Annotated in this window: 25 protein-coding genes; 7 read left to right on the top strand and 18 right to left on the bottom strand. The window is 72.3% G+C overall.

The window, feature by feature from the left end; all coding sequences use genetic code 11:
• Positions 1 to 56: 56 nt before the first annotated feature.
• The 4 genes from ACGFX4_RS19020 to ACGFX4_RS19005 all read right to left on the bottom strand — a co-directional run bounded on the left by ACGFX4_RS19020 (position 57) and on the right by ACGFX4_RS19005 (position 3,235).
• On the bottom strand, positions 57 to 842 hold the full coding sequence (locus tag ACGFX4_RS19020; protein ID WP_393075446.1) for an ABC transporter permease: 786 nt from the start codon (positions 840 to 842) through the stop codon (positions 57 to 59).
• The gene (locus ACGFX4_RS19015) at positions 839 to 1,840 is read right to left on the bottom strand and encodes an ATP-binding cassette domain-containing protein (RefSeq protein WP_393075443.1); all 1,002 of its coding nucleotides are present in this window, start codon (positions 1,838 to 1,840) and stop codon (positions 839 to 841) included. The genes ACGFX4_RS19020 and ACGFX4_RS19015 overlap by 4 nt, the downstream gene beginning before the upstream one ends.
• A 38-nt stretch (positions 1,841 to 1,878) precedes the next feature.
• Positions 1,879 to 2,544, bottom strand: a complete 666-nt coding sequence (locus ACGFX4_RS19010; RefSeq protein WP_393075441.1) for a DUF4097 family beta strand repeat-containing protein — start codon at positions 2,542 to 2,544, stop codon at positions 1,879 to 1,881.
• A gap of 184 nt (positions 2,545 to 2,728) precedes the next feature.
• Positions 2,729 to 3,235 (bottom strand): hypothetical protein, encoded by a 507-nt coding sequence (locus ACGFX4_RS19005; RefSeq protein WP_393075439.1) that lies wholly within the window; start codon positions 3,233 to 3,235, stop codon positions 2,729 to 2,731.
• A gap of 236 nt (positions 3,236 to 3,471) precedes the next feature.
• On the opposite strand from ACGFX4_RS19005, the gene ACGFX4_RS19000 reads away from it, so the two are divergent.
• Positions 3,472 to 4,668 (top strand): HEAT repeat domain-containing protein, encoded by a 1,197-nt coding sequence (locus ACGFX4_RS19000; protein ID WP_393075436.1) that lies wholly within the window; start codon positions 3,472 to 3,474, stop codon positions 4,666 to 4,668.
• 225 nt (positions 4,669 to 4,893) lie between these two features.
• On the opposite strand, the gene ACGFX4_RS18995 is transcribed toward ACGFX4_RS19000, so the two are convergent.
• Positions 4,894 to 7,593, bottom strand: a complete 2,700-nt coding sequence (locus tag ACGFX4_RS18995; RefSeq protein ID WP_393075433.1) for a helix-turn-helix domain-containing protein — start codon at positions 7,591 to 7,593, stop codon at positions 4,894 to 4,896.
• Positions 7,594 to 7,620: 27 nt separating this feature from the next.
• Here ACGFX4_RS18995 and ACGFX4_RS18990 point away from each other — a divergent pair, with 27 nt between their 5' ends.
• The 3 genes from ACGFX4_RS18990 to ACGFX4_RS18980 all read left to right on the top strand — a co-directional run bounded on the left by ACGFX4_RS18990 (position 7,621) and on the right by ACGFX4_RS18980 (position 10,153).
• Positions 7,621 to 8,127, top strand: a complete 507-nt coding sequence (locus ACGFX4_RS18990) for a flavin reductase family protein (RefSeq protein WP_393075430.1) — start codon at positions 7,621 to 7,623, stop codon at positions 8,125 to 8,127.
• Complete coding sequence (locus ACGFX4_RS18985) at positions 8,118 to 9,236, top strand: LLM class flavin-dependent oxidoreductase (RefSeq protein WP_393075428.1); 1,119 nt, start codon at positions 8,118 to 8,120, stop codon at positions 9,234 to 9,236. The genes ACGFX4_RS18990 and ACGFX4_RS18985 overlap by 10 nt, the downstream gene beginning before the upstream one ends.
• A 476-nt stretch (positions 9,237 to 9,712) precedes the next feature.
• Positions 9,713 to 10,153, top strand: a complete 441-nt coding sequence (locus ACGFX4_RS18980) for a VOC family protein (RefSeq protein WP_393075425.1) — start codon at positions 9,713 to 9,715, stop codon at positions 10,151 to 10,153.
• 152 nt (positions 10,154 to 10,305) lie between these two features.
• Here ACGFX4_RS18980 and ACGFX4_RS18975 read toward each other — a convergent pair whose 3' ends face one another.
• Both ACGFX4_RS18975 and ACGFX4_RS18970 read right to left on the bottom strand, forming a co-directional pair.
• Complete coding sequence (locus ACGFX4_RS18975) at positions 10,306 to 10,872, bottom strand: transposase (RefSeq protein ID WP_393075692.1); 567 nt, start codon at positions 10,870 to 10,872, stop codon at positions 10,306 to 10,308.
• 118 nt (positions 10,873 to 10,990) lie between these two features.
• A complete protein-coding gene (locus ACGFX4_RS18970) occupies positions 10,991 to 11,737 on the bottom strand; it encodes a transposase family protein (protein WP_393075690.1) in 747 nt (248 codons plus the stop codon).
• Positions 11,738 to 11,998: 261 nt separating this feature from the next.
• On the opposite strand from ACGFX4_RS18970, the gene ACGFX4_RS18965 reads away from it, so the two are divergent.
• Together ACGFX4_RS18965 and ACGFX4_RS18960 are read left to right on the top strand one after the other, a co-directional pair.
• Positions 11,999 to 12,873 (top strand): IS5 family transposase gene (locus ACGFX4_RS18965; protein ID WP_393075422.1). Its coding sequence is split into 2 segments (ribosomal slippage): positions 11,999 to 12,389 and positions 12,389 to 12,873, totalling 876 coding nucleotides; the frame shifts between segments, so codons are not numbered across the junction.
• Between the two features lie 75 nt (positions 12,874 to 12,948).
• Positions 12,949 to 13,608 (top strand): hypothetical protein, encoded by a 660-nt coding sequence (locus ACGFX4_RS18960; protein WP_393075419.1) that lies wholly within the window; start codon positions 12,949 to 12,951, stop codon positions 13,606 to 13,608.
• Positions 13,609 to 13,847: 239 nt separating this feature from the next.
• Here the strand turns inward: ACGFX4_RS18960 and ACGFX4_RS18955 are convergent, their stop codons facing one another.
• Both ACGFX4_RS18955 and ACGFX4_RS18950 read right to left on the bottom strand, forming a co-directional pair.
• Positions 13,848 to 14,240 carry an SAV_915 family protein gene (locus tag ACGFX4_RS18955; RefSeq protein ID WP_393075416.1) on the bottom strand — a complete coding sequence of 131 codons (393 nt, stop codon included), beginning with the start codon at positions 14,238 to 14,240 and terminating at the stop codon, positions 13,848 to 13,850.
• A gap of 34 nt (positions 14,241 to 14,274) precedes the next feature.
• A complete protein-coding gene (locus ACGFX4_RS18950) occupies positions 14,275 to 14,493 on the bottom strand; it encodes a hypothetical protein (protein WP_393075413.1) in 219 nt (72 codons plus the stop codon).
• A gap of 421 nt (positions 14,494 to 14,914) precedes the next feature.
• On the opposite strand from ACGFX4_RS18950, the gene ACGFX4_RS18945 reads away from it, so the two are divergent.
• Positions 14,915 to 15,004: a K(+)-transporting ATPase subunit F gene (locus ACGFX4_RS18945; protein ID WP_393075410.1), complete on the top strand. Its 90-nt coding sequence runs from the start codon at positions 14,915 to 14,917 to the stop codon at positions 15,002 to 15,004.
• A 143-nt stretch (positions 15,005 to 15,147) separates the two neighbouring features.
• Here the strand turns inward: ACGFX4_RS18945 and ACGFX4_RS18940 are convergent, their stop codons facing one another.
• The 9 genes from ACGFX4_RS18940 to kdpF all read right to left on the bottom strand — a co-directional run bounded on the left by ACGFX4_RS18940 (position 15,148) and on the right by kdpF (position 26,199).
• Positions 15,148 to 15,720 (bottom strand): universal stress protein, encoded by a 573-nt coding sequence (locus tag ACGFX4_RS18940; RefSeq protein ID WP_393075407.1) that lies wholly within the window; start codon positions 15,718 to 15,720, stop codon positions 15,148 to 15,150.
• A gap of 128 nt (positions 15,721 to 15,848) precedes the next feature.
• Positions 15,849 to 16,457, bottom strand: a complete 609-nt coding sequence (locus ACGFX4_RS18935) for a hypothetical protein (RefSeq protein ID WP_393075404.1) — start codon at positions 16,455 to 16,457, stop codon at positions 15,849 to 15,851.
• Between the two features lie 129 nt (positions 16,458 to 16,586).
• Positions 16,587 to 16,829 (bottom strand): hypothetical protein, encoded by a 243-nt coding sequence (locus ACGFX4_RS18930; RefSeq protein ID WP_393075401.1) that lies wholly within the window; start codon positions 16,827 to 16,829, stop codon positions 16,587 to 16,589.
• Between the two features lie 1,478 nt (positions 16,830 to 18,307).
• Positions 18,308 to 18,982, bottom strand: a complete 675-nt coding sequence (locus tag ACGFX4_RS18925; protein ID WP_393075399.1) for a response regulator — start codon at positions 18,980 to 18,982, stop codon at positions 18,308 to 18,310.
• Positions 18,979 to 21,558, bottom strand: coding sequence for an ATP-binding protein (locus ACGFX4_RS18920; RefSeq protein WP_393075396.1), 2,580 nt, complete (start codon positions 21,556 to 21,558; stop codon positions 18,979 to 18,981). Before ACGFX4_RS18920 ends, ACGFX4_RS18925 begins: the two co-directional genes overlap by 4 nt.
• Positions 21,559 to 21,722: 164 nt before the next feature.
• A complete protein-coding gene (gene kdpC, locus ACGFX4_RS18915) occupies positions 21,723 to 22,340 on the bottom strand; it encodes a potassium-transporting ATPase subunit KdpC (protein ID WP_393075393.1) in 618 nt (205 codons plus the stop codon).
• 12 nt (positions 22,341 to 22,352) lie between these two features.
• Positions 22,353 to 24,446, bottom strand: a complete 2,094-nt coding sequence (gene kdpB, locus ACGFX4_RS18910) for a potassium-transporting ATPase subunit KdpB (protein WP_393075390.1) — start codon at positions 24,444 to 24,446, stop codon at positions 22,353 to 22,355.
• A complete protein-coding gene (gene kdpA, locus ACGFX4_RS18905) occupies positions 24,446 to 26,107 on the bottom strand; it encodes a potassium-transporting ATPase subunit KdpA (protein WP_393075387.1) in 1,662 nt (553 codons plus the stop codon). The genes kdpB and kdpA overlap by 1 nt, the downstream gene beginning before the upstream one ends.
• Before the next feature lie 2 nt (positions 26,108 to 26,109).
• Positions 26,110 to 26,199 (bottom strand): K(+)-transporting ATPase subunit F, encoded by a 90-nt coding sequence (gene kdpF / locus ACGFX4_RS18900; protein ID WP_045693083.1) that lies wholly within the window; start codon positions 26,197 to 26,199, stop codon positions 26,110 to 26,112.
• Between the last annotated feature and the right edge of the window lie 374 nt (positions 26,200 to 26,573).

Genomic DNA, 26,573 nt, shown 5'->3' with positions numbered 1-26,573 from the left:
GGCGGCGCACGCCGACGCGGGGTCGGGGTACGCCGCCGTGGGCGGGACGGGGCCGGTCACTTGGGATCGCGGTTGAACACCGCCTGCGACCAGCGGTAGCCGAGGACGGTCAGGCCCAGGCACCACAGCAGGGCGATCCACCAGTTGTTGCCGATCTCCGTGCCCAGCAGCAGGCCGCGCAGGGTCTCGATGGCCGGGGTGAACGGCTGGTACTGGGCGACCGGCTGGAACCAGCCCGGCATGGAGTGGACCGGGACGAAGGTGCTGGAGATCAGCGGCAGGAAGATCAGCGGCATGGCGGTGTTGCTCGCGGCCTCGGCGTTGGGGCTGATCAGGCCCATGCCGACGGCGATCCAGGTCAGTGCCAGGGCGAACAGGACGAGCAGCCCGAAGGCGGCGAGCCACTCCAGCGCCGTGGCGTCGACCGAGCGGAAACCGATCGCGACGCCGACGGCACCGAGCACGACCACACTGGCGACGGCCTGCAGGACGCTGCCGACGACGTGCCCGATCAGGACCGACCCGCGGTGGATCGCCATGGTCCGGAAGCGGGCGATGATGCCTTCGCTCATGTCGGTGGCAACCGAGACCGCGGTGCCGATGGTGGTGCTGCCGATGGTCATCAGCAGGATGCCCGGGACGAGGTAGGCGATGTACGCGGAGCGATCGCCGCCGCCGATGCCCGCACTCATGGTGTCGCCGAAGATGTAGACGAAGAGCAGGAGCAGCATGACGGGTGTCAGCAGCAGGTTCAGGGTGAGTGACGGGTAGCGGCGCGCGTGCAGCAGGTTGCGTCGGAGCATCGTGGACGAGTCGCGCACGGCGAGGGACAGGGAGCTCATCGGGCAGCCTCCTCGGGCTGGGTCTGGGTGGTGGGGCCGCCGGTCAGGGCGAAGAACACGTCGTCGAGGTCGGGGGTGTGCACGGTGAGCTCGTCGGCCTGGACGCCCGCCGCGTCCAGCCGGTCGAGGATCGCGCGCAGGTCGCGCTGGCTTCCGTCGCTGGGGAGTTGGAGCGCCAGTGCCTCGGCGTACTCGGCGGCGTCGGGCAGCGCGGTGGCGGCCGAGCGGTACGCCGCCGGGTCGAGGAAGCGGAGCCGGACGTGTCCGCCGGGGATCAGCCGCTTCAACTCCTCGGCGGTGCCCTCGGCGACGATCCGGCCGTCGTTCAACACCGCGATGCGGTCGGCGAGTTCGTCGGCCTCCTCCAGGTACTGGGTGGTGAGGAAGACGGTCACGCCGTCGGCGACCAGTTCGCGGATGATCCCCCACATGGTGTGGCGGGAGCGCGGGTCGAGGCCGGTGGTCGGTTCGTCGAGGAAGATGATCCGCGGGCTGCCGACCAGGGTCATCGCGATGTCCAGGCGGCGCTTCATGCCGCCGGAGTAGGTGGAGGCGGGCTTCTTCGCTGCCTCCACCAGGTCGAAGCGCTCCAGCAGTCGGGCGACGACCTGCTGCCCCTCCCGCTTGGACAGGTGGTGCAGGGAGGCCATCAGCAGCATGTTCTCCTCGCCGGTGATCAGCCCGTCCACGGCGGAGAACTGGCCGGTGACGCCGATCGCGGCCCGTACGGCCTGCGGCGAGCCGGCCAGGTCGTGGCCCGCGACCTGGGCCGTCCCCTCGTCCGCGCCGACCAGGGTGGAGAGGATCTTCACGGTGGTGGTCTTGCCGGCACCGTTCTGCCCGAGCAGGGCGAACACGGAACCGGCCGGGATCCGCAGGTCGATCCCGTCGAGGACGACCTTGTCGCCGTACGACTTGCGCAGGCCGGAGGCGGTGATGGCGGCGGGCGGCTGCGGGCCGCCCTGCTCGCGCGGCGCGGGCATCACAGACGAAGGCATGGGGGTTCTCCCGTTTCCGAGGTGGTGGTGGGCAGTGCTCAGAGGCTGCGGGCGGTGATGTCGCCGCGCGTGGTGGTGGCGCGGATCCGCAGCTCGGCGTCGCCGTCGCTGCGCAGGGAGTTGCTGATCCGGCCGAGGGTGGTACCGGCGTCCAGGGCGGCGGACGCTCCCGCGGCGGCGGCGACCGTGATGTCGCCGCTCAGGGTGGAGAGCACGACCGTGCCGCGCACGGCCTCCGCGATCCGGATGTCGCCCCGGGTCGTGGAGATCTCCGCCGGGCCGGCAAGCCGGCCGACCTCCACGTCCCCGTCGACGGCGGCGAGGCGGACGGCCGCGGCCTCGTCGATCGCGATCCGGCGGTACGCTCCCTCGACGGCGACCTCGCCGATCCGGCCGGTGCTGCTGAACTCGCAGGCGGCGGAACGCAGTTCGATGCCGGAGTCGGCGGGAAGCAGGACGGTGACGTCCAGCGCCCCGGTGGGGCCGACGAGCGAGGCGTCCGACTGCGGGAGGTGGATCCGCAGGATCCCGTCGGCGTACGTGACGACGGCCTGCTCGGCGGCCCGGACGTCCCGCTTCCGGCCGGGGTCGGCCGGCCGGACCTCCACCACGGTGTCGGCGCGGTCACCGGCGACCAGCTGGAGACGGCCGGCGGGGATCTCGACGACGGCGGCGACCGGGGCGGGGGTGGCGAACTTCTGCATGACGAGCTCCTTGGGCTTCGCTGTTTCTGATGATGGAAACGCTACGTTGCTTTTCACGATGCGGCAATCAACTCGACGCGATGAATCGCTATCACTGCAGTTCAGGGCAGAGAATATGTTGCAATGGGCGGCGAAGTAACGCAACGTCAGTCGATGGAGCGTTGCAATGGATGGCGAGTGAACGCTACGCGGACGACGGCCCGCAGCCGAGCCGGTCGGCGATCACGGCCAGCACCTGCCGCAGGTCGCGGGACATCCGGGTCCGCAGGCCCACCTCGGCGATCCCGGCGGTGAACCCCGGATGCCCGGGCCGGACCCGGTGGACGCGGTGGACCACCCGGGTGCCGACGGGACAGACCTCGACCGAGTGCACGCCGGCGTACCAGCTCTGCACCGCCAGCCGCGACCGGAGCCGGTCCACCTCGATCTCCACCGGCTCCACCGAACCGGCGAGTTCGGCGCGGTAGCAGCCGGCGGCGGCCCCGGGCACCAGTGTCATCGCGCCCTGCCGCGCCGCCGGAGCCCGGGCCAGGACCAGCAGGTTGTCGTCGCCGACCCGCCCCTCGGCGACGGCGAGCAACAGCGCGGCGACGGCGTCGGGCGGCGCGGGGAGCGTCCCGTCGACCTCCCAGCGGGCGGGCAGCGTGTCGAGTACGGCGAGCAGAGCGGGAGTTGCGGGTGCGGAGTCCATGCCGGAGAGCCTGGCCCCGGCGCACGGACCGGAACAGCCGGCACCGCGCCGCCCGGGACAGCGCCCGCACCGCCCACGCCTTGGCGCAGCCGCGCCCCGCCCGGTTCGCCCGACCGGTCATCGGCTGTCCCGGGACGGGACGGGACAGCTCCGCGCCGCCAGGAACGGGACCGTCACCCTGCGCGGGACGGCTCGGAGGCCGAAGTCGAACTCCTGGTGTGCCAGGATCTGCTGCTGTGACTAGCGACCCTCTTGCCGGCCTGGACGATGTGCCCTGGGTTGAACTGCAGCACTCCTACGGCAAGGCCGACGACGTCCCCGGACATCTCCGGGCGATGCAGGCCGGGGACTGGGAGGGCCAGTACCCGCCGAGCGCGCAGCTCGCGAACCACATCGTGCACCAGGGCACGCGATCGCAGGCTGCGGTGCACACCGTTCCGTTTCTCGTGCGGATGGCGCTCGACCCGAGACTGGTCAACAGGTACCGGTTCGTCCGCCTGCTGGTCGCCATCGCGATCGGGCTGGACAACAACTACCTGCCGAACAGCTACGACCCCAGGCAGGACCGCGACAACCTGGCAGACCTGCGAGGTGAAGCCGAAGACTGGGCCCAATGGATCGCCGAAGCCACGGACGACGATCAGCGCAAGCAGCGCGAGGGGAGCTGGGAGCAGGCACTCATCGACGCCGAGGCGATCGTGCTGTCCTACAACGCCGTTCGGGAGGCGCTTCCCGCCCTCGCCGTCCTACTGACCTCGGACAGCCCTGAGCTGCGCGCCGAGACGGCGAAGCTGTTCGCGTGGTTCCCCGAGTCCGCGGCGACCTCGATTCCGCTGCTGAAGGCGTTCGTCGCCGATGAAGCCTCGCCGGGTGCTGCGGCAACGGGCTTGGTCGCCCTCGGGCTGCTCGGCGATCCGGCGGCCGTCCCCTTCATCCAGGACTACCTGGACAGCCCTGTCGTCGAGTTGCGCTGGGCCTCCGCCTTCGCACTGACGCAGCTCGGCATCGCAGGCCCGGCCGTCGTCGACGTGCTGATCCAGGTCGTCGCCCGGCCGCCGGAGAGGGCTGAGACCATGTCGTTCCTGAGTGGCTCCTACCGCAGCCTCGCGGCGATGGCCCTGGCCGAGACGTCCGGGGCCACGACGCTGCGGGCGGTGGAGGCCATGCTCGCGGGTCTGGCTGACTGCAGGGGCGTCGAGACGTACTACGACAGGTACTACACGGCGCAGAGGCTGTTCACGTCGGTCTTTCCGGGCGAACCCGCCGAAGCGCCGCAGTCCTTCGGAGACCTGAGCGACATGCAGCAGCGGGTCGTGCGGTTCATCGCCGACCAGAACGCCGACGGCTGGCCCACCGGCGGAATGGACGCTCTGCGCCGGTGGAAGGTGCCGACCGGGCGCTCCGAGCTGCGCGTATACGTCGGGAGTGTCTAGCCGACCGACAGGCCGACATCCGATGTCGGGTGCCGTGAGGCCAAATCGGCTGACGGGCGGCGGGGCGGTGGCAGCATGGTCGCCGGACACGTGCCGCAGGTGGGACCGGGCCGCCCGGCTCACGTCGCGGCGGACCCGGGCGCGGAGCTGGTCTCGGATCCGGCCGATCGCCCCGGCCTCAGCCCAGCAGGCCATGAACCCGAAGACGGTGCGCCAGGGAGGTGCTCAGGACACCCGGGCCAGACCCGAACGTGCCGCCGGCACCAGGTAGTCGAGGGCGTGCGCGGCCGCGAGGTCCAGCGCCGCCGCGAACTGCGGTGCGGCCGCCTCCCGGTCGCCCGCAGTCAGGCAGGACTCCCCGTACGCGAGGTGGCTCCGGGCCAGCCAGTGCGGCTCGCCGATCCGCTGGAGGATCCCGACGGCGTCGGCGTGCCCGGCGGCCGCCTCCGCGGACCGGCCGAGCCGGCGCAGGGCGACGGCGGCGTCCGTGAGGCTCACCGCCTCGAACACCGCGTGCCGGGTGGTCCGGTTGATCCCGGTGGACCGCTCGGCGAACGCCAGGGCGCCCTCCGCATCGCCCTCGCCGAGGGCCGCCCAGCCGAGCACGTCCAGGCACATCCGCTCGGTCTGCCCGTCCAGTCCCCGCGCGGTGCCGATCGCCTGCGTGACGGCCTCGCGCGCCTCCGCGAACCTGCCCAACTGCACCAGGGCCTGACCCAGGCCGCCGAGCACCCGGACGCGCACCGCGACCGCGTCCGGCGGAACCAACTCATCGGCCTGCCGCAGGAGTTCCACGGCCTCCGCCGCACGGTCGACATACACCAGGCTCTCCGCCAGCTGGTGAAGGGCCATCACCTCGCCGATCGTGTCGCCCTCCGCGGCCATCAGCCCGCGGGCCGACCGCAGTTCGGCCACCGCCTCGGCCGGCCGACCGACCCGCATCAGCGTGACGCCCAGCAAGTACCGGTGCGAGGCAAGCATCCGGCGGTCGCCCAGCCGCTCCGCGGCGGGCAGGCTGAGCTCCAGCCCGCGGCGCTGCTGCGCCACGCCGCCGCGGCGCGCGTTGGAGATCGTGCCGAGCTGGGCCAGGCCGACCGCCATGGCGTCGATCCGCAGCTCCACGGCGAGGGCGAACGCCGCGGTGAGGTTGACCCACTCGGCGTCCACCCAGTCGAGTGCCCGGTCGTGGTCCGCGAAGCCGGGGAGCGCGGGCGGCGGCTGGGTCACGGCGACCGGCAGCGGGACGAGGACCTCGGTCAGCGCCTTCGCGGCGAGCAGGCCGCTCAGGTAGTAGTCGCCGAGCCGGGCGACCGCCGACCCGGGATCGGCCTCCTCACCGTCCGGGGTGGCGTCCGCGCGGGCGGCCTGGCGCAGCAGGTCGTGCATCCGGTAGCGGCCCGCCGCCGGCTCCTGGAGCAGGTGGACGTCGACCAGGTCCTCCAGCAGGGAGCGGGCGTTGCCCAGCGGGATCCCGGCCAGGGCGGCCGCACCGTACGCGTCGATGTCCTCGCCCGGCACCAGGCCGAGCAGCCGGAACATCCTGCGCTGCGCCGCGTCCAGCTGGCGCAGCGACATCGCGAACACGTCCGAGACCGCCAACTCCCCCTCACGCAGGCGCTCCACCAGGGTGTCGACGGTCCACGCCGGGCGGTGCCGCAGGCGGGCGGCCGCGACCCGGACGGCCAGCGGCAGGTTGCCGCACCGGCGCAGCACCTCGCCGACGTCACCGGGCCGGCTGCCGCCGGCGGACTCCACGAACAGCTCCGCCGCCTCCCCGGCCGACAGGACGTCCAGCGAGACCGGCCGGACGCCGTCCAGCTCCACCATCCGGCGGCGGCTGGTGACCACGGCGAAGCAGCGGCCCGCGCCGGGCAGCAGGTCGCGCACCTGGGCGGCGTCGGCGGCGTTGTCCAGCAGCACCAGCGCCCGCCGGGTCGACAGCTCCGACCGCCAGAGCGCGGCGCGCTCGGCGACCGCCTCGGGGATCCGGCCCGGCGGCAGCCCGAGGGCGGACAGCAGCACCCGCAGCGCCTCTGCGGGCTCCAGCGGCTCCCGTCCGGGGGTGAAGCCGTGCAGGTCCAGGTAGAGCTGTCCGCCGGGGAAGTCGGCGGTCAGCCGGTGCGCGGCGTGCACCGCCAGCGCGGTCTTGCCCACCCCACCCATGCCGTCGACCGCCACCACCGACGACTCCCGTGCGGCGGCCAGGAGTTCGTCCAGCGCCTCGCGCCGGCCGACGAACGGGGTCACGTCGTGCGGGAGTTCGTTGCGCACCGGCGGAGCGGCGGGCGCGCTCGGCTCCACCGGCCCGCTCCGGGCCCGTTCCCACACCTCGCGCAGCGGCCGGGGGTCGCGGCCGGCCACCCGGCACAGCGCCACCACCGTGGGCCACGGCGGGACGGTCTGCCCGGAGAAGTACCGCGACAGCGAGGAGCTGCTGCCCCGGACGTCCCGGGCCAGCTCGCGCAGACTGCGCCCCGTCAGATCGCGCAGCTGCCGCAGCTGCTCCGCCAACTCCTCGGCCATCCCCGCCCGCCCCTCGTCCGGTCGACGCCCCGATCGTAGGCGTTGCGATCTTCGACGGGCGCAGCCGGACCCCCGGGCATCGAGGCGGCGGACGTCAGGGCGCGGGCGGCGCTTCGCCGTGCAGGCTGGGCAGGTTGACGACGATCGCCTCTGGGTGGAGCGGGCGATCACCACCACGGCCTCGTGCTCGGGGTCGGGGTTCTCCTCGCGGTGCGGGACGAACGGCGGGACGAAGATGTAGTCGCACGGCCCGGTGCACAGCCTGACCTCTACCGGTTCGCCGGAGGAGTGGTCGAGGAAGACGAACTCGGGGTGGCCGCTGATCACGTGGATCGCGGTCTCCGACTCGCCGTGGTGGTGGTCGGAGGAGGCGGTGGCGGGGGCGACGTGGGTCTGGCCCATCCAGAGCTCGCAGGAAGGACTCCGCCCATGACCGCCGTCGACGAACGGCCGCCCGCCACCGCGCCGGCCGAGCTGCTCCGCTGCACCCTGCGCCGGCACGCCGCCGGCGTGGTGGTGATCGCCGCGCCGGGGCCGGGCGGTCTCACCGTCACCTCGTTCACCTCGGTGAGCCTCGATCCCGCGCTGGTCTCCTTCTACCTGTCGACCACGGCGTCCACGGCGCCCGCGGCGGACGCGTTCACCGTGCACCTCCTGCACCGGGGGCAGGAGGAGCTGGCGCGGGCCTTCGCCCGCAGCGGCGTCGACCGGTTCGCCGGCGTCCCGTGGACCGCCGGCCCGCACGGCACCCCGCTGCTGGAGGGCGTCGCCGCCCGCCTGACGGCCCGCCGGGTCGGCCTGCACCCGGTCGGCGACCACCTGCTGGTGGTGGGCGAGGTGGTGGCGGCCGACGCCGAGGGCGGCGAACCGCTGGTGCACCACGACGGCGGGTTCGGCGGCTTCGCGCCCGGCGCCGGGGAGGGTCCGTGGCGCTGAGCGTGCACTGGTTCCTGCCGACCACCGGCGACAGCCGCCAGGTGGTCGGCGGGGGCCACGGCTCGACCCCGGGGGTGGCCGGCTCCGACCGGCCGCCGTCCCTCGGCTACCTCGGGCAGATCTCGCGGGCGGCCGAACAGCTCGGCTTCGCCGGGGCACTCACCCCGACCGGGCCCTGGTGCGAGGACGCCTGGCTGACCACCGCGATGCTGACCGGCCTGACCGAGCGGCTGACCTTCCTGGTGGCGTTCCGGCCCGGCCTGGTCTCCCCGACGCTGGCCGCCCAGATGGCGACCACGTACCAGAACCTCTCGGGCGGACGGCTGGCGCTCAACGTGGTCACCGGCGGCGAATCGCCGGAGCAGCGCGCGTACGGGGACTTCCTCGACAAGGACGGGCGCTACGCGCGCACCGACGAGTTCCTGTCGGTGACCGGGCGGCTGTGGCGCGGCGAGCGGGTCGACCACGACGGCCCGCACCTGCGGGTCGAGGGGGCCCGGCTGAAGCGGCTGCCCGACCCGGTGCCGGAGGTGTACTTCGGCGGTTCGTCGCCGGCGGCGGAGCAGGTCGCCGCCCGGCACGCGGACGTCTACCTCACCTGGGGCGAGCCGCCCGACCGGGTCGCGGAGAAGATCGACCGGATCCGGACGCTGGCCGCCGCGCACGGGCGTCGGCCGCGGTTCGGCATCCGGCTGCACACCATCACCCGCGACACCTCCGCCGAGGCCTGGTCGGAGGCCGACCGGCTGCTCGCCGGGATGGACCCGGCACGGATCCGCGACACCCAGCAGGCCCTGGCGCTGAGCGAGTCGGAGGGCCAGCGGCGGATGCGCGAGCTGCACGGCGGCGAGGTCGGGCGCCTCGAGGTGTACCCGAACCTGTGGGCCAGCTTCGGCCTGGTCCGGGGCGGCGCCGGAACCGCCCTGGTCGGCAGCCACACCGAGGTCGCCGACCGGATCGAGGAGCACCACCGGCTGGGCGTCGACGAGTTCATCCTCTCCGGCGTGCCCCACCTCGAGGAGGCCTACCGGGTCGGCGAGGGCCTGCTACCCGTCCTCACCGCCCGCGGCCTCCTGACGGCGGACTCCCTTACACCGCAGTTGACCTGATCGCACATCAGTCGATTAGCCCGCCTGTCGAGGCACCGGTTTCCAACTGCTCGACGTCTCGCCGCCGGAAGGACGACGGGCAGGCCGACTGGCCGGCGCCTGTCGCTCAGGCACGTGCTCACGATCGCAGGACAGCCGATGGGCGTGAACCCATTTCCGCAGGTCTCAGGCGCGGGTGGAGACCGACATCACGAGTTCAGGTTCAGCACTGCTCGGCCTCGTGGACGGCGTGCGGTCCCGCATCGGTGGCCCTGCGGGTGCCGGTTGCCACCCATCGGCAATGTTCAGCCCTGACTGCCCCTTGGAGATGGCTCGGGGAGAGAGACGCAAGTAGGCGGTCAGCTGCTGCTTGTCCAGGTCAACCCGCAGGTCCAATACTGACTTCGGCACATCAGGGTGACCAGATGACGGCGAGCCGGCCGCGGGCTCTGTTGCTCATTTCCGTTCATCTTCGTATCAGTCACTATCGTGGCGGCATGACCTCTCCCGTGAGATTCCAGATCGCCGTGGACGCCGCCGACCCGCACCGCCTGGCCGACTTCTGGGCCGCGGCCCTCGGCTGGGCCGTCGAGGACCACGAACCCGCCGTCCGCGCCGCGCTCGAGGCCGGGTACGCCGACGACACCGACGTCGTCACCCACAACGGCCGGCTCGCCTGGTCCGTCGCCGCGGCCGCCGTACTGCCGGGCAGCACCCGCGAGGACTCGGGCCGCCGCCTGCTGTTCCAGACCGTGCCCGAGGCGAAGGCCGGCAAGAACCGGCTGCACCTGGACCTCAACGTCGGCCGCGACCGCCTCGACGCCGAGATCGAGCGGCTCACCGCCCTGGGCGCCACCGTCCTGTACCGGGTCGACGAGCCCGCCGGGTTCCACGTGACGCTCCAGGACCCGGAGGGCAACGAGTTCTGCATGCAGTGAGCACGGTGTCGGGTGGGCGCCGATCGGGGAGCGGCACCAGCGTGGCGCGGGCGGGCAGCAAGAACTCGCCGAGGCCGGCGGACCCGGCAGCTGGTGGAGCACGGCACTGCGACACGCCCACCCGCTCCCGGCCACATCCTGACTTCGGCTCGTCAGAGTGTGGGCGGGTTGTCGAGGGTCAGACCGGTGCCGGCTATGAAGCCGTCGAGGGTTTCTGGCCGGTACTGCAGGCGCTTGAGTCGGTTGCGGACGAGGGCTTCGAGTCGGTCCAGGGCGACCACCGCCAGGTTGGCGAGGCTGCGCTTGACGTGTACCCAGACCCATTCGACAGGGTTCAGGTCGGGCGAGTAGGCGGGCAGCAGGAAGACCGTCAGCCAGGTGCGTTGGGCGATCAACTCGCGCATGGCGTGGGAGATGTGGGTGTTCAGGCGGTTCCAGACCAGCACGATCGGCGCTTTGACGAGGTGGTGGACACCGTCGACCAGGGCGATGAAGTCGCACTCGCCCATGCTGCGGCGCTTGCCTCTGCCCGCAGGGTTGGCGAGGACGCGGTGGCACAGTCGGGTGCGCGAGCCCGGCCGCATGGCAATCAACCCGGCCACGGACAGGCGTCCCGAGCGGCGGCCGCTGACGGTCACGACCGGGGTGCGGCCTCGTCGGCCCCAGGTACGGGCTTTGGGTGGTCGGCGTGTGAAGCCTGCTTCGTCCCCGAAGCAGATGTAGCCGCCGCAGGCCGCCCGGGCCCTTTTACCTCCGCCCAGGTCGCCTCCGTAAGTTGTTGTCCGGCTCGGGAGGGCCGGGTGTGGCTCAGGTCGCCTTGTCTTCAGTGAACCTCTTTCATCCTGAGCCTTCGCAGGTGAGAAGGGTGTGGACGGCGGAGACGAGGAGGCCGATGCGGTTGGTCGAGCAGCGGGCTTTTCGGAAGATTCGCCAGGACTTGAGTCGGGCGAAGGCGCGTTCACCCGGCGCTCGGAGGCGGGCGTGGTCGCGGTTGTACTGCTGGTAGTGCTCGGGGAGTTCGTGATGCCGGTAGTACGGAGTGCGGACGGTGGCGCCGGCACCCTGGTAGGGGCGGTCCGCCAGGACCAGGATCTCGCGGGTCAGGCAGGCCTGGACGACGCCGTGCGCGCGGGCCGCGGTCAGGTCGCGGGTGCGGCCGGGCAGAGCGCGAGAGAACCACAGCGGTGTGCCGTCGGGTGTGGCAACGACCTGCACGTTCATCCCGTGCTTGCGGGGTTTCTGCGAGTAGTACGGCTCGTCCGCGGCGATCCGGCCGGTCGGGATCAGGGTGCCGTCGACGATCACGAAGTCGCCCTCGCCCAGGCCGACCAGTGCCTCGCGCAGGCCCGGTGCCCACGTGGCCAGGAGCTCGAGGGTCTCGTCGACGTACCGCCAGGCGGTCGCCTCCGACACCCCGAAGCCTGCTGCGACCTGCGCGAGGGTCTCGTTCTTCCGCAGATGCGCCAGGGTGAGCAGGGCCTGGTTGAAGCAGCTCAAGCGCCGCCAACGCGAACGCAGTTCACGCCTTCGGGCGTAGATCAGCCATGAGACGTGCTCAACGAGCTCGTGCGGGACGTCGAGCATGGCAGGATACGGGACCAAGCGAGGCTCCTCGGGCGAAGCGCGGTGCGTAGAGAACACCAGCGCAACGACCAGGGGCCTCGCCTGTTACCCCACCCCTCCTGACCAGCCATTTCGCCCTGCCGGGACAGGATGAAAGACGTTCAGTCGCTGCCCCTCGACCGAAGGGGATCCCGCGCGATCGGCAGTTTCATCTCAAGCCGACGTGGTGTCGATCTAGGGTCTGTCGCGAAAGTGGATCAAGGTCGTGGATGATCACTCGCCGTGGGGCGTGGTGATCTGACGAACGGCCAGTGGGCGCGGCTGGAGCCGTTGTTGCCGCAGGGCAAGAAGCCTGGGCGTCCGCCGACGTGGACACGGCGGCAGCTGATCGACGGCATACGGTGGCGGACCCGGACCGGGGCGCCGTGGCGCGACCTGCCGGAGCGATACGGGCCCTGGGACCGGGCCTACGACCTGTTCCGCCGTTGGCAGCGCGACGGCACTTGGAGGCGCATCTTCGCGCAATTGCAGGCCGTGGCCGATGCGAAGGGCCTGATCAGGTGGGACGTCAGCGTGGACTCCACAATCGCTCGGGCCCATCAGCACGCCGCGGGGGCGCGTAAAAAGGGGCTTCCCAGAAAGAGCCTCCCGGCGGTGTCTTCAGCGAACCGGACGACCACGGACTCGGGCGGTCGCGCGGCGGGCTGACCACCAAACTGCACCTGGCCGTGGAGCAGGGGCAGAAGCCGCTGTCGCTGCTTGTCACGGCCGGCCAGCGTCACGACAGCCCGCAGTTCCAGCCGGTCCTGGAGGGCATCCGGGTACCCCGTCCGGGTCCGGGTCGGCCGCGCACGAAGCCGGACAGGGTTCGTGCAGATAAGGCGTACGGCTCCCGCGCCAACCGGTCCTACCTGCGCAGACGCGGGATCGGCTGCACGATCCCGGAGAAGGCCGACCAGGTCCGCAACCGCAAGAAGCTCGGTTCCCGCGGCGGGCGCCCGCCCAAGTTCGACAAGGACGACTACAAGGAGCGACACGCGGTGGAGTGCGGGATCAATCGCCTGAAACGCCACCGAGCCGTGGCCACGAGGTATGACAAGCTCGCCGTCCGCTACGAAGCGACCGTGCTGATCGCCGCCATCAACGAATGGCTGTGACAAGCCTGAGCGGGCGCGGAAAGTCCCGCAGAAAACCTTTCGAGGACGCCACTACTGACCTGCCATCCTGGTCAGATGCTGCTCAAACTGACCGGCTCCAGCTGTTCGGGCAAGACCACGCTCGCCTGCGCCGTGGGCGAGCGGCTGGAGCGGGTCGCCGTGCACGACTTCGACGAGCTCGGCGTACCGGAAGGCGCCGACCGCCGGTGGCGCAACCGCATGACCGAGATGTGGGTGCGTCGCGCGCTGGAGTACCAGGACCGCGGCGTCGACCTCCTGTTGACCGGGCAGTCTCCGATGGGAGAGGTCCTGGCCAGCCCTTCCGCCCCGCTGCTGGACGGAATCGCAGTGTGTCTGGTCGACGTGTCCGACGAGGTCCGGCGCGACAGGCTCACCATGCGCGACTCGGGCCGATGGGACGCTCCGGCGGTTGACGCCTTCCTCGGCTGGGCCGCCTGGCACCGCCAGCACGCCGAGGATCCCCGATACCGGCCCGACGTCATCATCGACGACAGCTGGCACCGCATGGCCTGGCACCGCTGGACCGGGTGGACGGCCGACGATCGGCGATGGCGCACCCACCTGCTCGACACCACGAATCAGCCCGTCGCGGAATCCGTAGACCAGGTTGAGCAATGGGTGACCGAACAGCGCGACGCGCTCCGATCCGACTGTCTCCCCCTGTCGCGCGGCTGGTCAGACCAGATAGCCACCCGGGCCGACCACGACTCTTGATCCACTTTCGCAACAGACCCTAGAAGGCCCGAAGCCCTGCCAGCACCCGGCCGGTCGATCAGCAGCGGGTCGCCTGGCGGTGCTGGCGCGACAGTGCGCGATGGCCGCCGATCAGCAGCCCGCCGCCGCGTCCGGGCGTGGCGGAGGCCGGCCAGGGTCCGGCGAGCGGCCGGGGGTCCACCGGGTCGCCGGTCTGCTGCGGCACCTCGGACGGGCGGGGAGGACGGGCAGTGTGGTCACTACGCGACGCTCCTGGTCAGGACGGGGTTGGACGGCTGCTCGGCGGGGCCGGGCAGCGGCTGGGCGGGGCCGGACGGTGACGGAGCGGGGCGGATCGGGGCCCGGTCGGTGGCGGCCGGGGGCGCGACGATCGTGGGGTCCAGGACGAGGTGTCGGATGCCGAGCGGCTCGGTGAGTGCTCTCAGGGCCGGCTCGGTGAGTTCGGCCGTCTCCTGGCCTGCGCCGAGCAGGGCGTGCAGGGCCTCGGCGGTGCTGAAGGCGACCGCGCAGCGGCTGCCGTCGCGGCGGCGGAACACCCGCAGGACCTGGACCGGCCCCGCGCTTCGCACCGGCACGTGGCACAGCGCGTGGTCGCAGGTTGCGGCCGGCGTTCCGTGCTCGTCAGTGGTCATCGCACACTCCCCGGTGGTTTCCGTCGATGCGTGGTCAGTCGGCGTAGTGCATGGCGTACCGGCAGTGGGCGGCCGCGGCGCGGCGGTCCGGTCCGTCGGCGGGCCGCGGTTCCTCGTCGGGCTCGACCGCGGGGGCCTGCGCCGCGCGGTCCTCGGGGGCCGTGCCGCGGAGCAGCTGGAGGAGTGCCGTGTCCTGGCGCGGCGCCCGCGGTGCGCGGGTCGGCGACGGGGCGAGGAGCTGGTGGTCGGTCATGGTGGATCGCTTCCTTCCGGTCGGGCGAGGGCCGGGGTCGGTCCCGCTCGTGTCTCCAGTCCAAGCCCTCCGGGGGTCGGTCGCACCGGTCCTTGACGCAGGGGCTACGCGGATCGGGCCCGCTTTGACGGGGCCCTGACGCGGGACGCCGACGCGGGACGGCCGGACGGGTGAAACGGCGGGGTCGGGCAGCGTCGCGAGCCGCCGGAGGAGGGTCGGCCGTCAACGAGGCGCATGGATCGGGGCGGTCCGCGTCAAGGAGGTGTCAGGACCGGCCCGCGCCCGGCGACGGACGGGCAGGCTCGCCCCATCGCCTCCGGGCAGCGCCCTCCCTTCCCGCGTCGCTGCCCGGGGGCCTCTGCCGTCACCGCCCGGCCCCGCCGACTCTCCGCGGGCCGGCCGATCGCGAGGAGCTGTACACATGGGCGTCGGCAACGTCGTCGGTCTTCTGGTCGCCGCCGCGCTGGTGGGTTACCTGATCCTCTCCGTGAAGTACCCGGACAGGTTCTGACGCCTGCCGCCGCCGGGACGTCGCCCACGCGGCTCCCGGCGGGCGGCGCCGTCACATGCGGGATCCGCCTCTCACGGGTCGTCCCGTCCACGGCTGTCGGACGGTCTTCGATGTGGTCACGCCGGGGCCGTCCGGCGTACGGCTCACGGCCCTTCGGCGAGGAGCGCCGCCCGTCCCGGGTCGGCGTCCCACGTCCTCGGGCGCCAGGGCGAGCGCCGGCGCTCCATCAGCCGCTGCAACTCGGGCTTGGGCACCACCAGGACGGGGCAGACCGCTCGCGCGGTGCAGTGGGCGGTCACCGCCGGGCGCATGCCCCGGCGCAGCCGTCCCGCCTGCGTCGCTCCGAGGACCAGGAGGTCGGCCGGATCGTCGGCGAGGGCGGTGAGCGCCCGTCCCGGCTCGCCCCGGACCAGTTCCGCGCGCATCCGGACTCCGGTCGGAACACCCGCGAACGCCTCGTCGAGGACGGTCTCCAGGCGCTCCAGGGCGGCGCTGCGGACCGCGTCGAGCAGCGGCGGGCAGGGCGAGCGGCGGTAGCCGAACTCGCCGCCCGGGGGCTCCCAGGCGTGGACGACGAGCACCTCGACCGCTCGACTGCGGGCCTCGGCGACCGCCCGGTGCAGCGCGGCGATGCTGCCGAGCGATCCGCTGACGCCGACCACGATCCGGGGCTCGCGCCCCGACTGCCACTCTGTGCCCGCGTGCGGTAGGTCCACCGCTGTTCTCCTTCTCCGTCGGGTTCCCTCCAGGAGAACCCGGCGGCCGGCGGCCTCCTCGTTCCTTGACGACTCCCTCACGCCGCGGAGTGCGATCCGAGCGGAATCCTGATGCCCGCCGGGCGTGGTCAGCGTGCGCCGCCGGTCGGCGGGTCGTACATCGGTGGCCGGTGCGCGGCCTTGCTCAGCAACCGGTCGCGGTGGCGCCTGGCGGGCAGGTGGGCGACCAGGCTGCCGAGCGCGAACAGCGCCAGCACCACGGCACCGGCCGGACGGGTGTCCGCGCAGGCGATCGCGAGGACGGCGAAGAGGGCTGCGAGGACGAGCAGCATCGCGGGCTGGTGGCGGTCGCGGATCTCCTCGGGCGAGGGCTGCGGCATCCGCTCGGGGGCGGGCCGGACGGGGCCGTGGCCCGGCGGCCAGCCCGGCGGCGTCCACAGCGGGGCGCCGTGGTCGGGGTCCCGGTGGGTCCACGGCACGGGTGTGTCGAGGCCGCGCAGGAGGACCGGGCTGCGCATCCAGTCGCCGCGCGGGCGGGCCAGCGGGTCGGGATCCAGCACCGCCATCAACTCGGTGCCGAACCGGGACCGGCGGAACGAGGCCGACCGGTAGCCGTACAGCCAGCACACCCACCGCACCTCGGCGTCACTGCCACTGCAGCCGTCGCCGAACAGGTACGGTCGCAGGACCACCACGGGCCGGCCGTCGAGTGCCTGTGCCAACTCGGTGAGGTGCACCGCGCACCGGCCTCCCGTCCTCGCTCGTCCCGGGGGCCATGAGACCACCCGGTCGGGTGCGGACGCCCCGGTCTTGACGCTTTCCTGACACGGCGTTACCCGAGACGTCACTGCCGCCGCGACGGGTGCTCAGCGGTATTCGCGCAGCCGGGGGCGGACGCCGGCCAGGACCAGGACCAGTGCGGCCGCGACAGCGCCTGCACCCGCCGCCGCAGCGGCGGGGCCGAGGTCGGCGTCCCCGTCCGCGACGGCCCTGGTGAAGGCTTGCTGGTTGACCGTCAGGACGTCGTCCAGGGCACGGGCGAGGCGGTCGAAGTCGGCGTTCGACTGGCCGGGGGCATTGCCGGTGTTGAAGGTGACCGCGTCCTTCACCCTCCCCTGGGCGCGCAGGTCGCGGAGTTGCCGGTCGTCCTTCTCGTACTGCTGGAAGGCGGTCAGCGCGCGCTCGGCGGCCTGCTGCTCCCCGGCGAAGGTGATGTTGGACAGTTCGGTGCCGAGGAATCCGCCGAACGGGACGGTCCGCGGGTCGGCCCGGTGCCGGTCGGCGGCGTCGGCCAGGCGGGCGTCGTAGTCCGCCAGGGTCGCGCCGTCGAGGCGGGCGACGGTCTGGGTCTTGTTCGAGGAAGCTCTGCTCGTACGCGGCGGCGCGCGCCGGGTCGGTGAGGTAGCGGCTCTCGTCCGCGTTCATGTCGTACGCGGCGGCCCGGGCCCGGCTGAGGGCGATGACGGAGTCGTAGGCGTTGCTCTTGGCGACCTTCAGGTGGTCCTCCGCCCGGGCGGCCAGGGCGGTTCCCGCGGTGAGGCCGGCGACCAGGAGCAGGGTGGCGGCGGCCAGCGGCGGGTTGACCAGGCGCCGGAAGCGGACGGTCAGGGTGCGTTGCAGGACGGCCAGCGCGGCCAGGGCGAGCGTGCCGGTGCCGAGCATCCACCACCGGCCGGAGGCCAGTGCGCTCCGCCGGCCGAGGTAGGCGCGGTCCACCGTCGTGGAGTTGGCCGCGACGACCCGGTCGGCGGCGGGGAGCAGCTGCTGCCGGAGCAGGTCGGTCGCCTGCCGGTACGTCTCCAGCGCCTCGGGGGCGGGTCGCCCCGCGGGGGCGTGCGCCTGTTCCTCGAGGAGCTGGGCGCGGGCCACCAGCGCTTCGTAGTGGCCGATTTCGCCGAGGACGGTCTGCACGGCCTGCCGGCCGGCGGGGTCGTCGGCCGCTGCCTCGGCGGCGCGCTGCAGGTCGGTGTCGGCCTGGTTGCGGCGCTGCTCGTAGGTGTCGAGGGTCTGCCGGCGCAGGGCTGTGCAGTCGGGGTCGGCGCCCAGCAGCAGCACGTTGGCGGCCTGGGCGTCCATGTCGTTGAGCGCGAAGTACAGGTCGGCGGCGCGGACGGCCTGCGGGGCGGCGTCGTGCCCGATCTCGTCCATGCCGCTCCGGGCGCCGGCCAGTACCACGGCAGTTGCGGCGGCGCAGCCGAGCAGGGTGATCACGCCGGTCCCGGCGAGTGCGCGGACCAGGCGCGGGGTGTTCCACCAGGCGCGGGTCAGCGGCCCGGATTTCCGGGAGACGCGCGGCCCTGCGGCCGGGCTGTCGGCACCGGGGTCCGCCGTGTCCGGCGGACCGTCGGTCTTCCTCGGTGCGGTGACTCTGCCCGGTGTACCCGCCATGGCCGCGCGTCTCCCTCCCCTTCCACCTGGCCGCCGATGGTTGACGGTGAAGGTTTCCACCGGCGTGGACACGGCCGTGCTCCCCCACGAGTCCGGCCGTGTCCTCGTGGCTGACGCTATGCCCGGCCGGCTGCCGTCCGGCCGGTCCCTGACGCGTCCTTGACGCTCAAGGGGCCCGTCCTGACGTGCCGTTGACGCCTCACGGTTCGAAGCGGTAGCCGATGCCCGGTTCGGTGATCAGGTGGCGGGGTCGGGTGGGGTCGGGTTCGAGCTTGCGGCGCAGGCCCGCGAGGTAGACCCGCAGGTAGTTGCCGTGGTTCTCGGCGTCGGGGCCCCAGATCTCGCGGAGCAGCTGCTTGCCGGGCACCAGGCGGCCCGGTGAGGCGAGCAGGAGCCGCAGGATCTTCCACTCGGTCGGGGTGAGTCGCAGCGGGCCGTCGGGGCCGGTGACGACGGAGGCGGCGAGGTCGACGGTGTGGCCGCCGAGGGCGATCCGCGGCGGTGCGGCCTCACCGGCGGGACGCCGCAGGACGGCCCGCAGCCGGGCGAGCAGCTCCTCCATGACGAAGGGTTTGGTGAGGTAGTCGTCGGCGCCGGCGTCCAGGGCGTCGACCTTTTCGCGGGCGTCGGTGCGGCCGGAGAGCACGATGATCGGGACGGCGCTCCAGGCCCGCAGCCCGCGGATGATGTCCATCCCGTCGAGGTCGGGCAGTCCGAGGTCGAGGAGCACCAGGTCGGGCGGTGTCCGACCGGCGGACTCCAGCGCTTCGGTGCCGGTGGCGGCGGTGAGCACCGAGTAGCGCCGCGCGTGCAGGTTGATCTTCAGGGCGCGCAGCATCTGCGGTTCGTCGTCGACGACCAGGACCTGGGTCACTCCCCCGCCTCCTCGCCACCACCGGGCAGCTCGGGCAGCTCGGGCAGCTCGGGCGCGGGCAGGTCGGCGGCGGGCAGGGTGAGCAGCATGGTGGTGCCGCCGCCGGGGGTGTCCTCGACCTCCAGGGTGCCGCCCATGGCCTCGGCGAGGCCGCGGGAGAGGGCGAGGCCCAGGCCGACGCCGGTGGTGTTGTCGGTGTCGCCGAGGCGTTGGAACGGCAGGAAGACCCGGTCGCGGTCGCCGGGCGGGATGCCGGGGCCGCGGTCGATCACGCGGACCTCCACCCGGTCGAGGTGGTGGCTGGCGGTGACCAGGACGGGTGCACCGGGGGCGTTGTACCGGCAGGCGTTGGTGATGACGTTGGCGAGTACCCGTTCGAGCAACGGCGGGTCGACCAGGACCGGTGGCACGGTGTCGAGGTCGAGCGGCTGGATCGGCGCGAAGGTGTCCGGCAGGGAGTCGAGGGCGCGCGGCAGTACCTCGTCGAGGTGCACGGGTTCGAGGTGCAGGGTGAGGGCGCCGGCCTGCAGGCGGCTCATGTCGAGCAGGTTGTCGACCAGCCGGGTGAGCTTGGCCAGGGACTCGTCGGCGGTGGCGAGGAGTTCGTCGCGGTCCTCGTCGGAGAACTCGACGTCGGGGCTGCGCAGTGAGCCGACGGAGGCGAGCGCGACGGCGAGCGGGGTGCGCAGGTCGTGGCTGACGGCGGCGAGCAGCGCGGTGCGCATCCGGTCGGCCGCCTTGATCGGCTCGATCTCGGCGGCGACGGTGGCGAGGCGGTCGCGTTCGAGGGCGGCGGCGATGTGGGCGGCGAACGCGGTCAGCACCCGCTGGTCGGCGGCGGGCAGGCGGCGTCCGGCGAGGATCAGCACATCCCCCTTGCCCACGGGGAGTTCGGTGACGGTCCGGTCCGGGGCCGGGTCTCCGTCCGCGTCGCTGCGGGCGACGGTGTCGCCGCCGGCGGCGTCGAGCAGGGCGACGGAGTCGAGTGCGAAGGCGGTACGGGTCTTCTCCAGCAGCGCGGGCAGGGCGTCGGCGCCGCGCAGCACGCTCCCGGCGAGGGTGGAGAGGGTCTCGGCCTCGGCGGTGGCCCTGGCCGCCCGCCGGGTGAGGCGGGTGGCCCGGTCGACCACCGTGGAGACGGTGAGGGCGACGACGGCGAAGACCAGTAGCGCGACGACGTTGTTGGGTTCGCCGATGGTGAAGGTGTGGACGGGCGGGATGAAGTAGTAGTTGAGCAGCAGGGACGCGACCAGCGAGGCGAGCAGCGCCGAGGTGGCTCCGCCCAGCAGGGCGACGCCGACGACGCCGAGTTGGAAGATCAGCGCGTCCGTCGTCAGGTTCACCTGGGAGTGGAACTGGGACAGGACGACGGTCAGCAGGGTCGGCACCGCCACCCCGGCCAGGTAGCCGGCGACGGTGCGTCGGGTGGAGTGCCGCCGCCCCAGCGACGGGAGCCGGCCGCGGCCGGTGAACGCGTGGGTGACCATGTGGACGTCGATGTCCTCGGAGCCGTCCACGGTGGTCTGACCGGTGCCGGGGCCGGTGAGGAAGCGGTTGATCCGGCCGCGCCGGCTGGTGCCGAGCACCAGCTGGGTGGCGTCGTGGGCGCGGGCGAAGACCAGCAGGGCGCTCGGCACGTCGTCGCCGACCACCACGTGGTAGCTGCCGCCGAGGCTCTCCACCAGCTGGCGCTGCTCGGCCAGTGCGCCCGGGGAGGCGCCGGCCAGTCCGTCGCTGCGGCTGACGTGGACGGCCAGCAGTTCCCCTCCGCCGCTGCGGTCGGCGATCCTGGCCGCGCGCCGGACGAGGGTCTCGCCCTCGGGGCCGCCGGTGAGCGCGACCACGACCCGTTCGCGGGTCTCCCAGACCCGGTCGATGTTGTGGCTGGCCCGGTAGTCGCGCAGGCCTTCGTCGACCCGGCCCGCCACCCACAGCAGCGCGAGTTCTCGCAGGGCGGTCAGATTGCCGACCCGGAAGTAGTTGGAGAGCGCGGCGTCCACCTTCTCCGCCTGGTAGACGTTGCCGTGCGCCATCCGGCGGCGCAGGGCCTGGGGGGCCATGTCGACGAGTTCGAGCTGGTCGGCGCGCCGGACCACCTCGTCGGGGACGGTCTCGCGCTGCGGAATGCCGGTGATCTTCTGGACGACGTCGTTGAGCGACTCCAGGTGCTGCACGTTCACCGTGGTGATCACGTCGATCCCGGCGGCGAGCAACTCCTCGACGTCCTGCCAGCGCTTGGCGTTGCGCCCGCCGGGGATGTTGGTGTGCGCCAGCTCGTCCACCAGGACGACGCGCGGCCGGCGGGCGAGCACCGCGTCCAGGTCCATCTCCTGGAAGTCCGTCCCCCGGTAGTCCCGGGTCAGCCGGGGTACCTGTTCCAGGCCCTGGAGCATGGTCTCGGTGTGCCGGCGGCCGTGGCACTCGATGTAGCCGACCACCACGTCGGCACCGCGTTCCCGTCTGCGCCGGGCCTCGTCGAGCATCCGGTACGTCTTGCCGACGCCGGGGGCCGAACCGAGGTACACCCTCAACTGCCCGCGGCGGACGGCGGTGCCGGGGGCGAGGTCACGGGACATGGGCGCTGCTCTTTCTCGACGGAGGGCGGACGGTGGCAGAGGTGTCGTGGTCGGCGCCCTGACGGTGCGCGACGTGCCGCTCGGCGAACGGCGGATGCGGCGGACCGACCCGGGCGGGGAGTCCGCTCCCACGCCCGGGTCGGTCCGGTGTCAGGTGTCGCCGGTCACTTGGTCTCGCCGACGGCCTTGTTGAGCAGGACGACGTTGACGCCCTGCTGTCCGAGGAAGCCCAGCGACGGGCCCTCGGTGTACTTCTCGATCAGCTTGTTCAGGGTGTCGGCCGGGATCCCGCGTGCCGTGGCCACCCGTTGGACCTGTTCCTTCGCGTAGGCGACGGAGATGTGCGGGTCGAGTCCGGAGCCGGAGGCGGTGACCGCGTCGGCCGGGACGGTGGCCGGGTCGACGCCGTCGAAGGCGGCGATCGCGGCGCGGCGGTCCTGGACCGCCTTCGTCAGCTTCTCGTCGTTCGGTCCGAGGTTGGAGGCGCCGGAGGCCTTGGGGTCGTAGGAGCCGGCGGAGAAGCGCGGCTGGAACCATTTCGGGTCGGGCTTGGCCTCCTCGTCGGCGTCGTCGGGGTTCTGCTTCGGGAGGTCGAAGTTCTGGCCGAGGAGGCTGGAACCGACCTCCTTGCCGTCGGAGGTGACGATCGAGCCGTTGGCCTTGTCGGCGAAGGCGACCTGGCTGATGCCGGTGACCAGCAGCGGGTAGGCAATGCCGAGGATCACGGTCATCACCAGCAGCATCCGCAGCGCGGTGAGGTGGGTGCGCAGAATGGTGGGCATGGGTCTCGTCCCTCAGCTCAGACCGGGAATGAACTGGACGATCAGGTCGATCGCCTTGATGCCGACGAACGGGACGACCAGGCCGCCGAGTCCGTAGATCCCGATGTTCCGGGCCAGCAGCGAACCGGCGTCGGTGGGGCGGTACGTGACGCCGCGCAGGGCGAGCGGGATCAGGCCGACGATGACCAGGGCGTTGAAGACGATCGCCGAGGTGATCGCGGACTGCGGGCTGTGCAGGCCCATGATGTTCAACCGGCTCAGGCCCGGGTACACGCCGGCGAACATCGCCGGGATGATCGCGAAGTACTTGGCGACGTCGTTGGCGATCGAGAAGGTGGTCAACGCCCCTCGGGTGATGAGGAGTTGCTTGCCGATCTCGACGATCTCGATCAGCTTGGTCGGGTTGGAGTCGAGGTCCACCATGTTGCCGGCCTCCTTGGCCGCCATGGTGCCGGTGTTCATGGCGACGCCGACGTCGGCCTGGGCCAGGGCGGGGGCGTCGTTGGTGCCGTCGCCGGTCATCGCGACCAGCTTGCCGCCCTCCTGCTCCTTGCGGATCAGGGCCATCTTGTCCTCGGGGGTGGCCTCGGCGAGGAAGTCGTCGACGCCCGCCTCCTCCGCGATCGCCTTGGCGGTCAGCGGGTTGTCACCCGTGATCATGACGGTCCTGATGCCCATGCGCCGCAGCTCCTCGAAGCGTTCGCGCATGCCCTCCTTGACCACGTCCTTCAGGTGGATCACGCCGAGGACCCTGGCCGGACCGGAGCCGGGCATCGTGGCGACCACCAGCGGCGTGCCACCGGCGGCGGAGATCCTGTCGACCAGCTGCGCCACATCCGCACCGACGCTTCCGCCGTTGTCCGTGACCCAGTCGGACACCGAGCCCGCCGCGCCCTTGCGCACCTGCCGGCCGTCCACGTCGACACCCGACATGCGGGTCTGCGCGGTGAACGGCACCCAGGTGGCGTGCGCCAACTCGCCCTGCGCCCGCTCGCGCAGACCGTGGTCCGTCTTCGCGAGGACGACGATCGAGCGGCCCTCGGGGGTCTCGTCCGCCAGCGACGACAGCTGCGCCGCGTCCGCCAGTTCCTCCACGGAGACACCTGCGGCGGGCTGGAACTCGGTAGCCTGCCGGTTGCCGAGGGTGATGGTGCCGGTCTTGTCGAGCAGCAGGGTGTTGACGTCGCCCGCGGCCTCGACCGCACGGCCGGACATGGCGAGCACGTTGCGCTGGACCAGACGGTCCATGCCGGCGATGCCGATCGCCGAGAGCAGCGCGCCGATGGTGGTCGGGATCAGCGCGACGATCAGCGCGACCAGGACGATCATCGACTGCGGGGCGCCGGCGTAGGTCGCCATCGGCTGCAGGGTCACCACGGCGATCAGGAAGACGATCGTGAGGGACGCCAGCAGGATGTTGAGGGCGATCTCGTTCGGGGTCTTCTGCCTCGCGGCGCCCTCGACCAGGGCGATCATCCGGTCGATGAAGGTCTTGCCGGGCTCCGAGGAGATCCTGACCACGATCCGGTCGGACAGCACCTTCGTGCCACCGGTGACCGCACTGCGGTCGCCGCCGGACTCGCGGATCACCGGCGCGGACTCGCCGGTGATCGCCGACTCGTCGACGCTCGCGACGCCCTCGACCACGTCGCCGTCACCGGGGATGACCTGCCCGGCCTCGACCACCACGTGGTCGCCCAGGCGCAGCGCGGTGCCCGCGACCTCCTCCTCGGCCTGCGAGGCGGGCCAGTCGGTGAGTCGGCGGGCCACCGACTCGGTCTTGGTCTTGCGCAGGGTGTCGGCCTGGGCCTTGCCCCGGCCCTCCGCCACGGCCTCGGCCAGGTTGGCGAAGACGGTGGTCAGCCAGAGCCAGACGGTGATCGCCCAGGCGAACACGCTCGGGTCGGCGATCGCGGCGACCGTGGTGACGACGGAGCCGACCTCCACGACGAACATGACCGGGTTCTTGACCATCACCCGGGGGTCGAGCTTCCTCACCGCGTCGGGCAGGGACGCGACGATCAGCTTCGGATCGAGCAGCCCGGACTGCACTCTGTGCGGTGCGGCACCGTGCTCGGCGGGTGCGGGGGTAAGAGTGCTGGACATCAGTGGAGACCTTCTGCGATCGGCCCGAGGGCCAGGGCCGGGAAGTAGGTGAGGCCGACGACTATCAGCACGACACCGGAGAGCAGGCCGACGAACAGCGGCTTGTGGGTGGGCAGCGTGCCCGCGCTCGCCGGGACGGGCTGCTGCCGGGCGAGCGAGCCGGCCAGCGCGAGGACGAACACCATCGGGAGGAACCGGCCGAGGACCATCGCCAGGCCCAGCGCCGTGTCGTACCAGGCGGTGTTGACGGTGATGCCGGCGAACGCCGAGCCGTTGTTGTTGCTCGCCGAGGTGAACGCGTACAGCACCTCGGAGAAGCCGTGCGCACCGGAGTTGAGCATCCCGGCCCGCTCGCCCGGCAGGGCCATGGCCGTACCGGTGCCGATCAGCACCAGCGCCGGGGTGGTCAGGATGTAGAGGGAGGCGAACTTCATCTCCCGGCCGCCGAGCTTCTTGCCCAGGTACTCGGGGGTGCGGCCGACCATCAGGCCCGCCACGAACACCGCGACGACCGCCAGGATCAGCATGCCGTACAGGCCCGAGCCGGTGCCGCCCGGTGCGATCTCGCCGAGCATCATGTTGAAGACCGTCAGCCCGCCGCCGAACGGCGTGAACGAGTCGTGGAAGGAGTTCACCGCACCGGTCGAGGTCAGCGTCGTGGACGCCGCGAAGAGCGAACCGGCCGCGATGCCGAAGCGCTGCTCCTTGCCCTCCACCGCACCACCGGCGGCGTTCAGCGCCGTACCGGAGTGCTGGAACTCGGCCAGCGTGATCAGCGCCACGGACGCCACCCAGAACAGGCCCATCACGGCGACGATCGCGTAGCCCTGACGGTGGTCGCCGACCATCCGGCCGAAGGTCCGCGGCAGGGCGAACGGGATGACCAGCAGCAGGAAGATCTCCAGCCAGTTGCTGAAGCCGGTCGGGTTCTCGAAGGGGTGCGCCGAGTTGGCGTTGAAGAAGCCGCCGCCGTTGGTACCGAGCTCCTTGATCACCTCCTGCGAGGCCACCGGCCCGCCGGGAACCGCCTGGGTGCCACCGGACAGGGTCGCGACCTCGTGGAAGCCGTGGAAGTTCTGCACCACGCCGTTGGCCACCAGCACCAGCGCGAACACGATCGCCATCGGCAGCAGCAGGCGCAGCACGATCCGGGTCAGGTCGACCCAGAAGTTGCCCACCCGGTCGGTGCGGTTGCGGGTGAAGCCGCGGATCAGTGCGGCGACGACCGCGATGCCGACGGCCGCGGAGACGAAGTTCTGCACCGCCAGGCCCGCCATCTGCACCAGGTGGCCCATCGCGGCCTCGCCGCTGTACGACTGCCAGTTGGTGTTGGTGGTGAACGAGATCGCGGTGTTCCACGCCTGGTGCGGGGCCATCTCCGGCACGCCCAGCGACAGCAGCAGGTACGTCTGGAGGCGGATCAGCCCGTACAGGAACAGCACCGACAGGGCCGAGAAGGCCAGCACCGAGCGCAGGTAGACGGGCCAGCGCTGGTCGGCGTCGCCGTCGACGCCGACCACCCTGTACAGGCCGCGTTCGGCTCTCAGGTGCTTGGCGGAGGTCAGGAGCTCGGCGATCCAGTCGCCGAGCGGGCGGTAGCAGAGGGCCAGGGCGCCGACCAGGGCGAGGGCCTGCAGCCACCCCGTGAGAGTGGAGCTCATGATCAGAACTTCTCCGGGAAGATCAGCGCGACGACGAGATAGCCGACGAGCGCGACGGCGACGACGAGACCTGCGATGTTCTCGGCGCTCACAGCTTCTCCACCCCCTTGGCGATCAGGGCGATGACGGCGAACACGGCGACCGTGACACCGACGAACACAAGATCGAGCATGACTGTCGCTCCACCAACTGGTCAGGTACGTGGCCGCGAGGCCCTACCTCCCTCGCGGCACCGGCGGCAGGCCGGCGAGAGCAGCACATCAGCGGATCCGGCCACTTCGGCGGCCCCTGACACCGTCCATACGGGCGGGTCCGTTTTATTGACGCGGCCTTGACGGCTGCGTCGTTCACCCGAGACCTCGGCCCGGCCCGGACGCCCCGCCGGAGCGTGTCGAGTCGCTGCCGTTCGTGCCGGGCGCAAGGATCGCGTCAACGGTTGCCCTGCCGGAACCCGCGACCACACCCG

The organism is Kitasatospora sp. NPDC048365 (genome assembly GCF_043200835.1).
Taxonomy (GTDB): Bacteria; Actinomycetota; Actinomycetes; order Streptomycetales; family Streptomycetaceae; genus Kitasatospora; species Kitasatospora terrestris.
The sequence above is the reverse complement of the archived record's forward strand: the minus strand, read 5'-3'. Positions and strand labels throughout refer to the sequence as shown.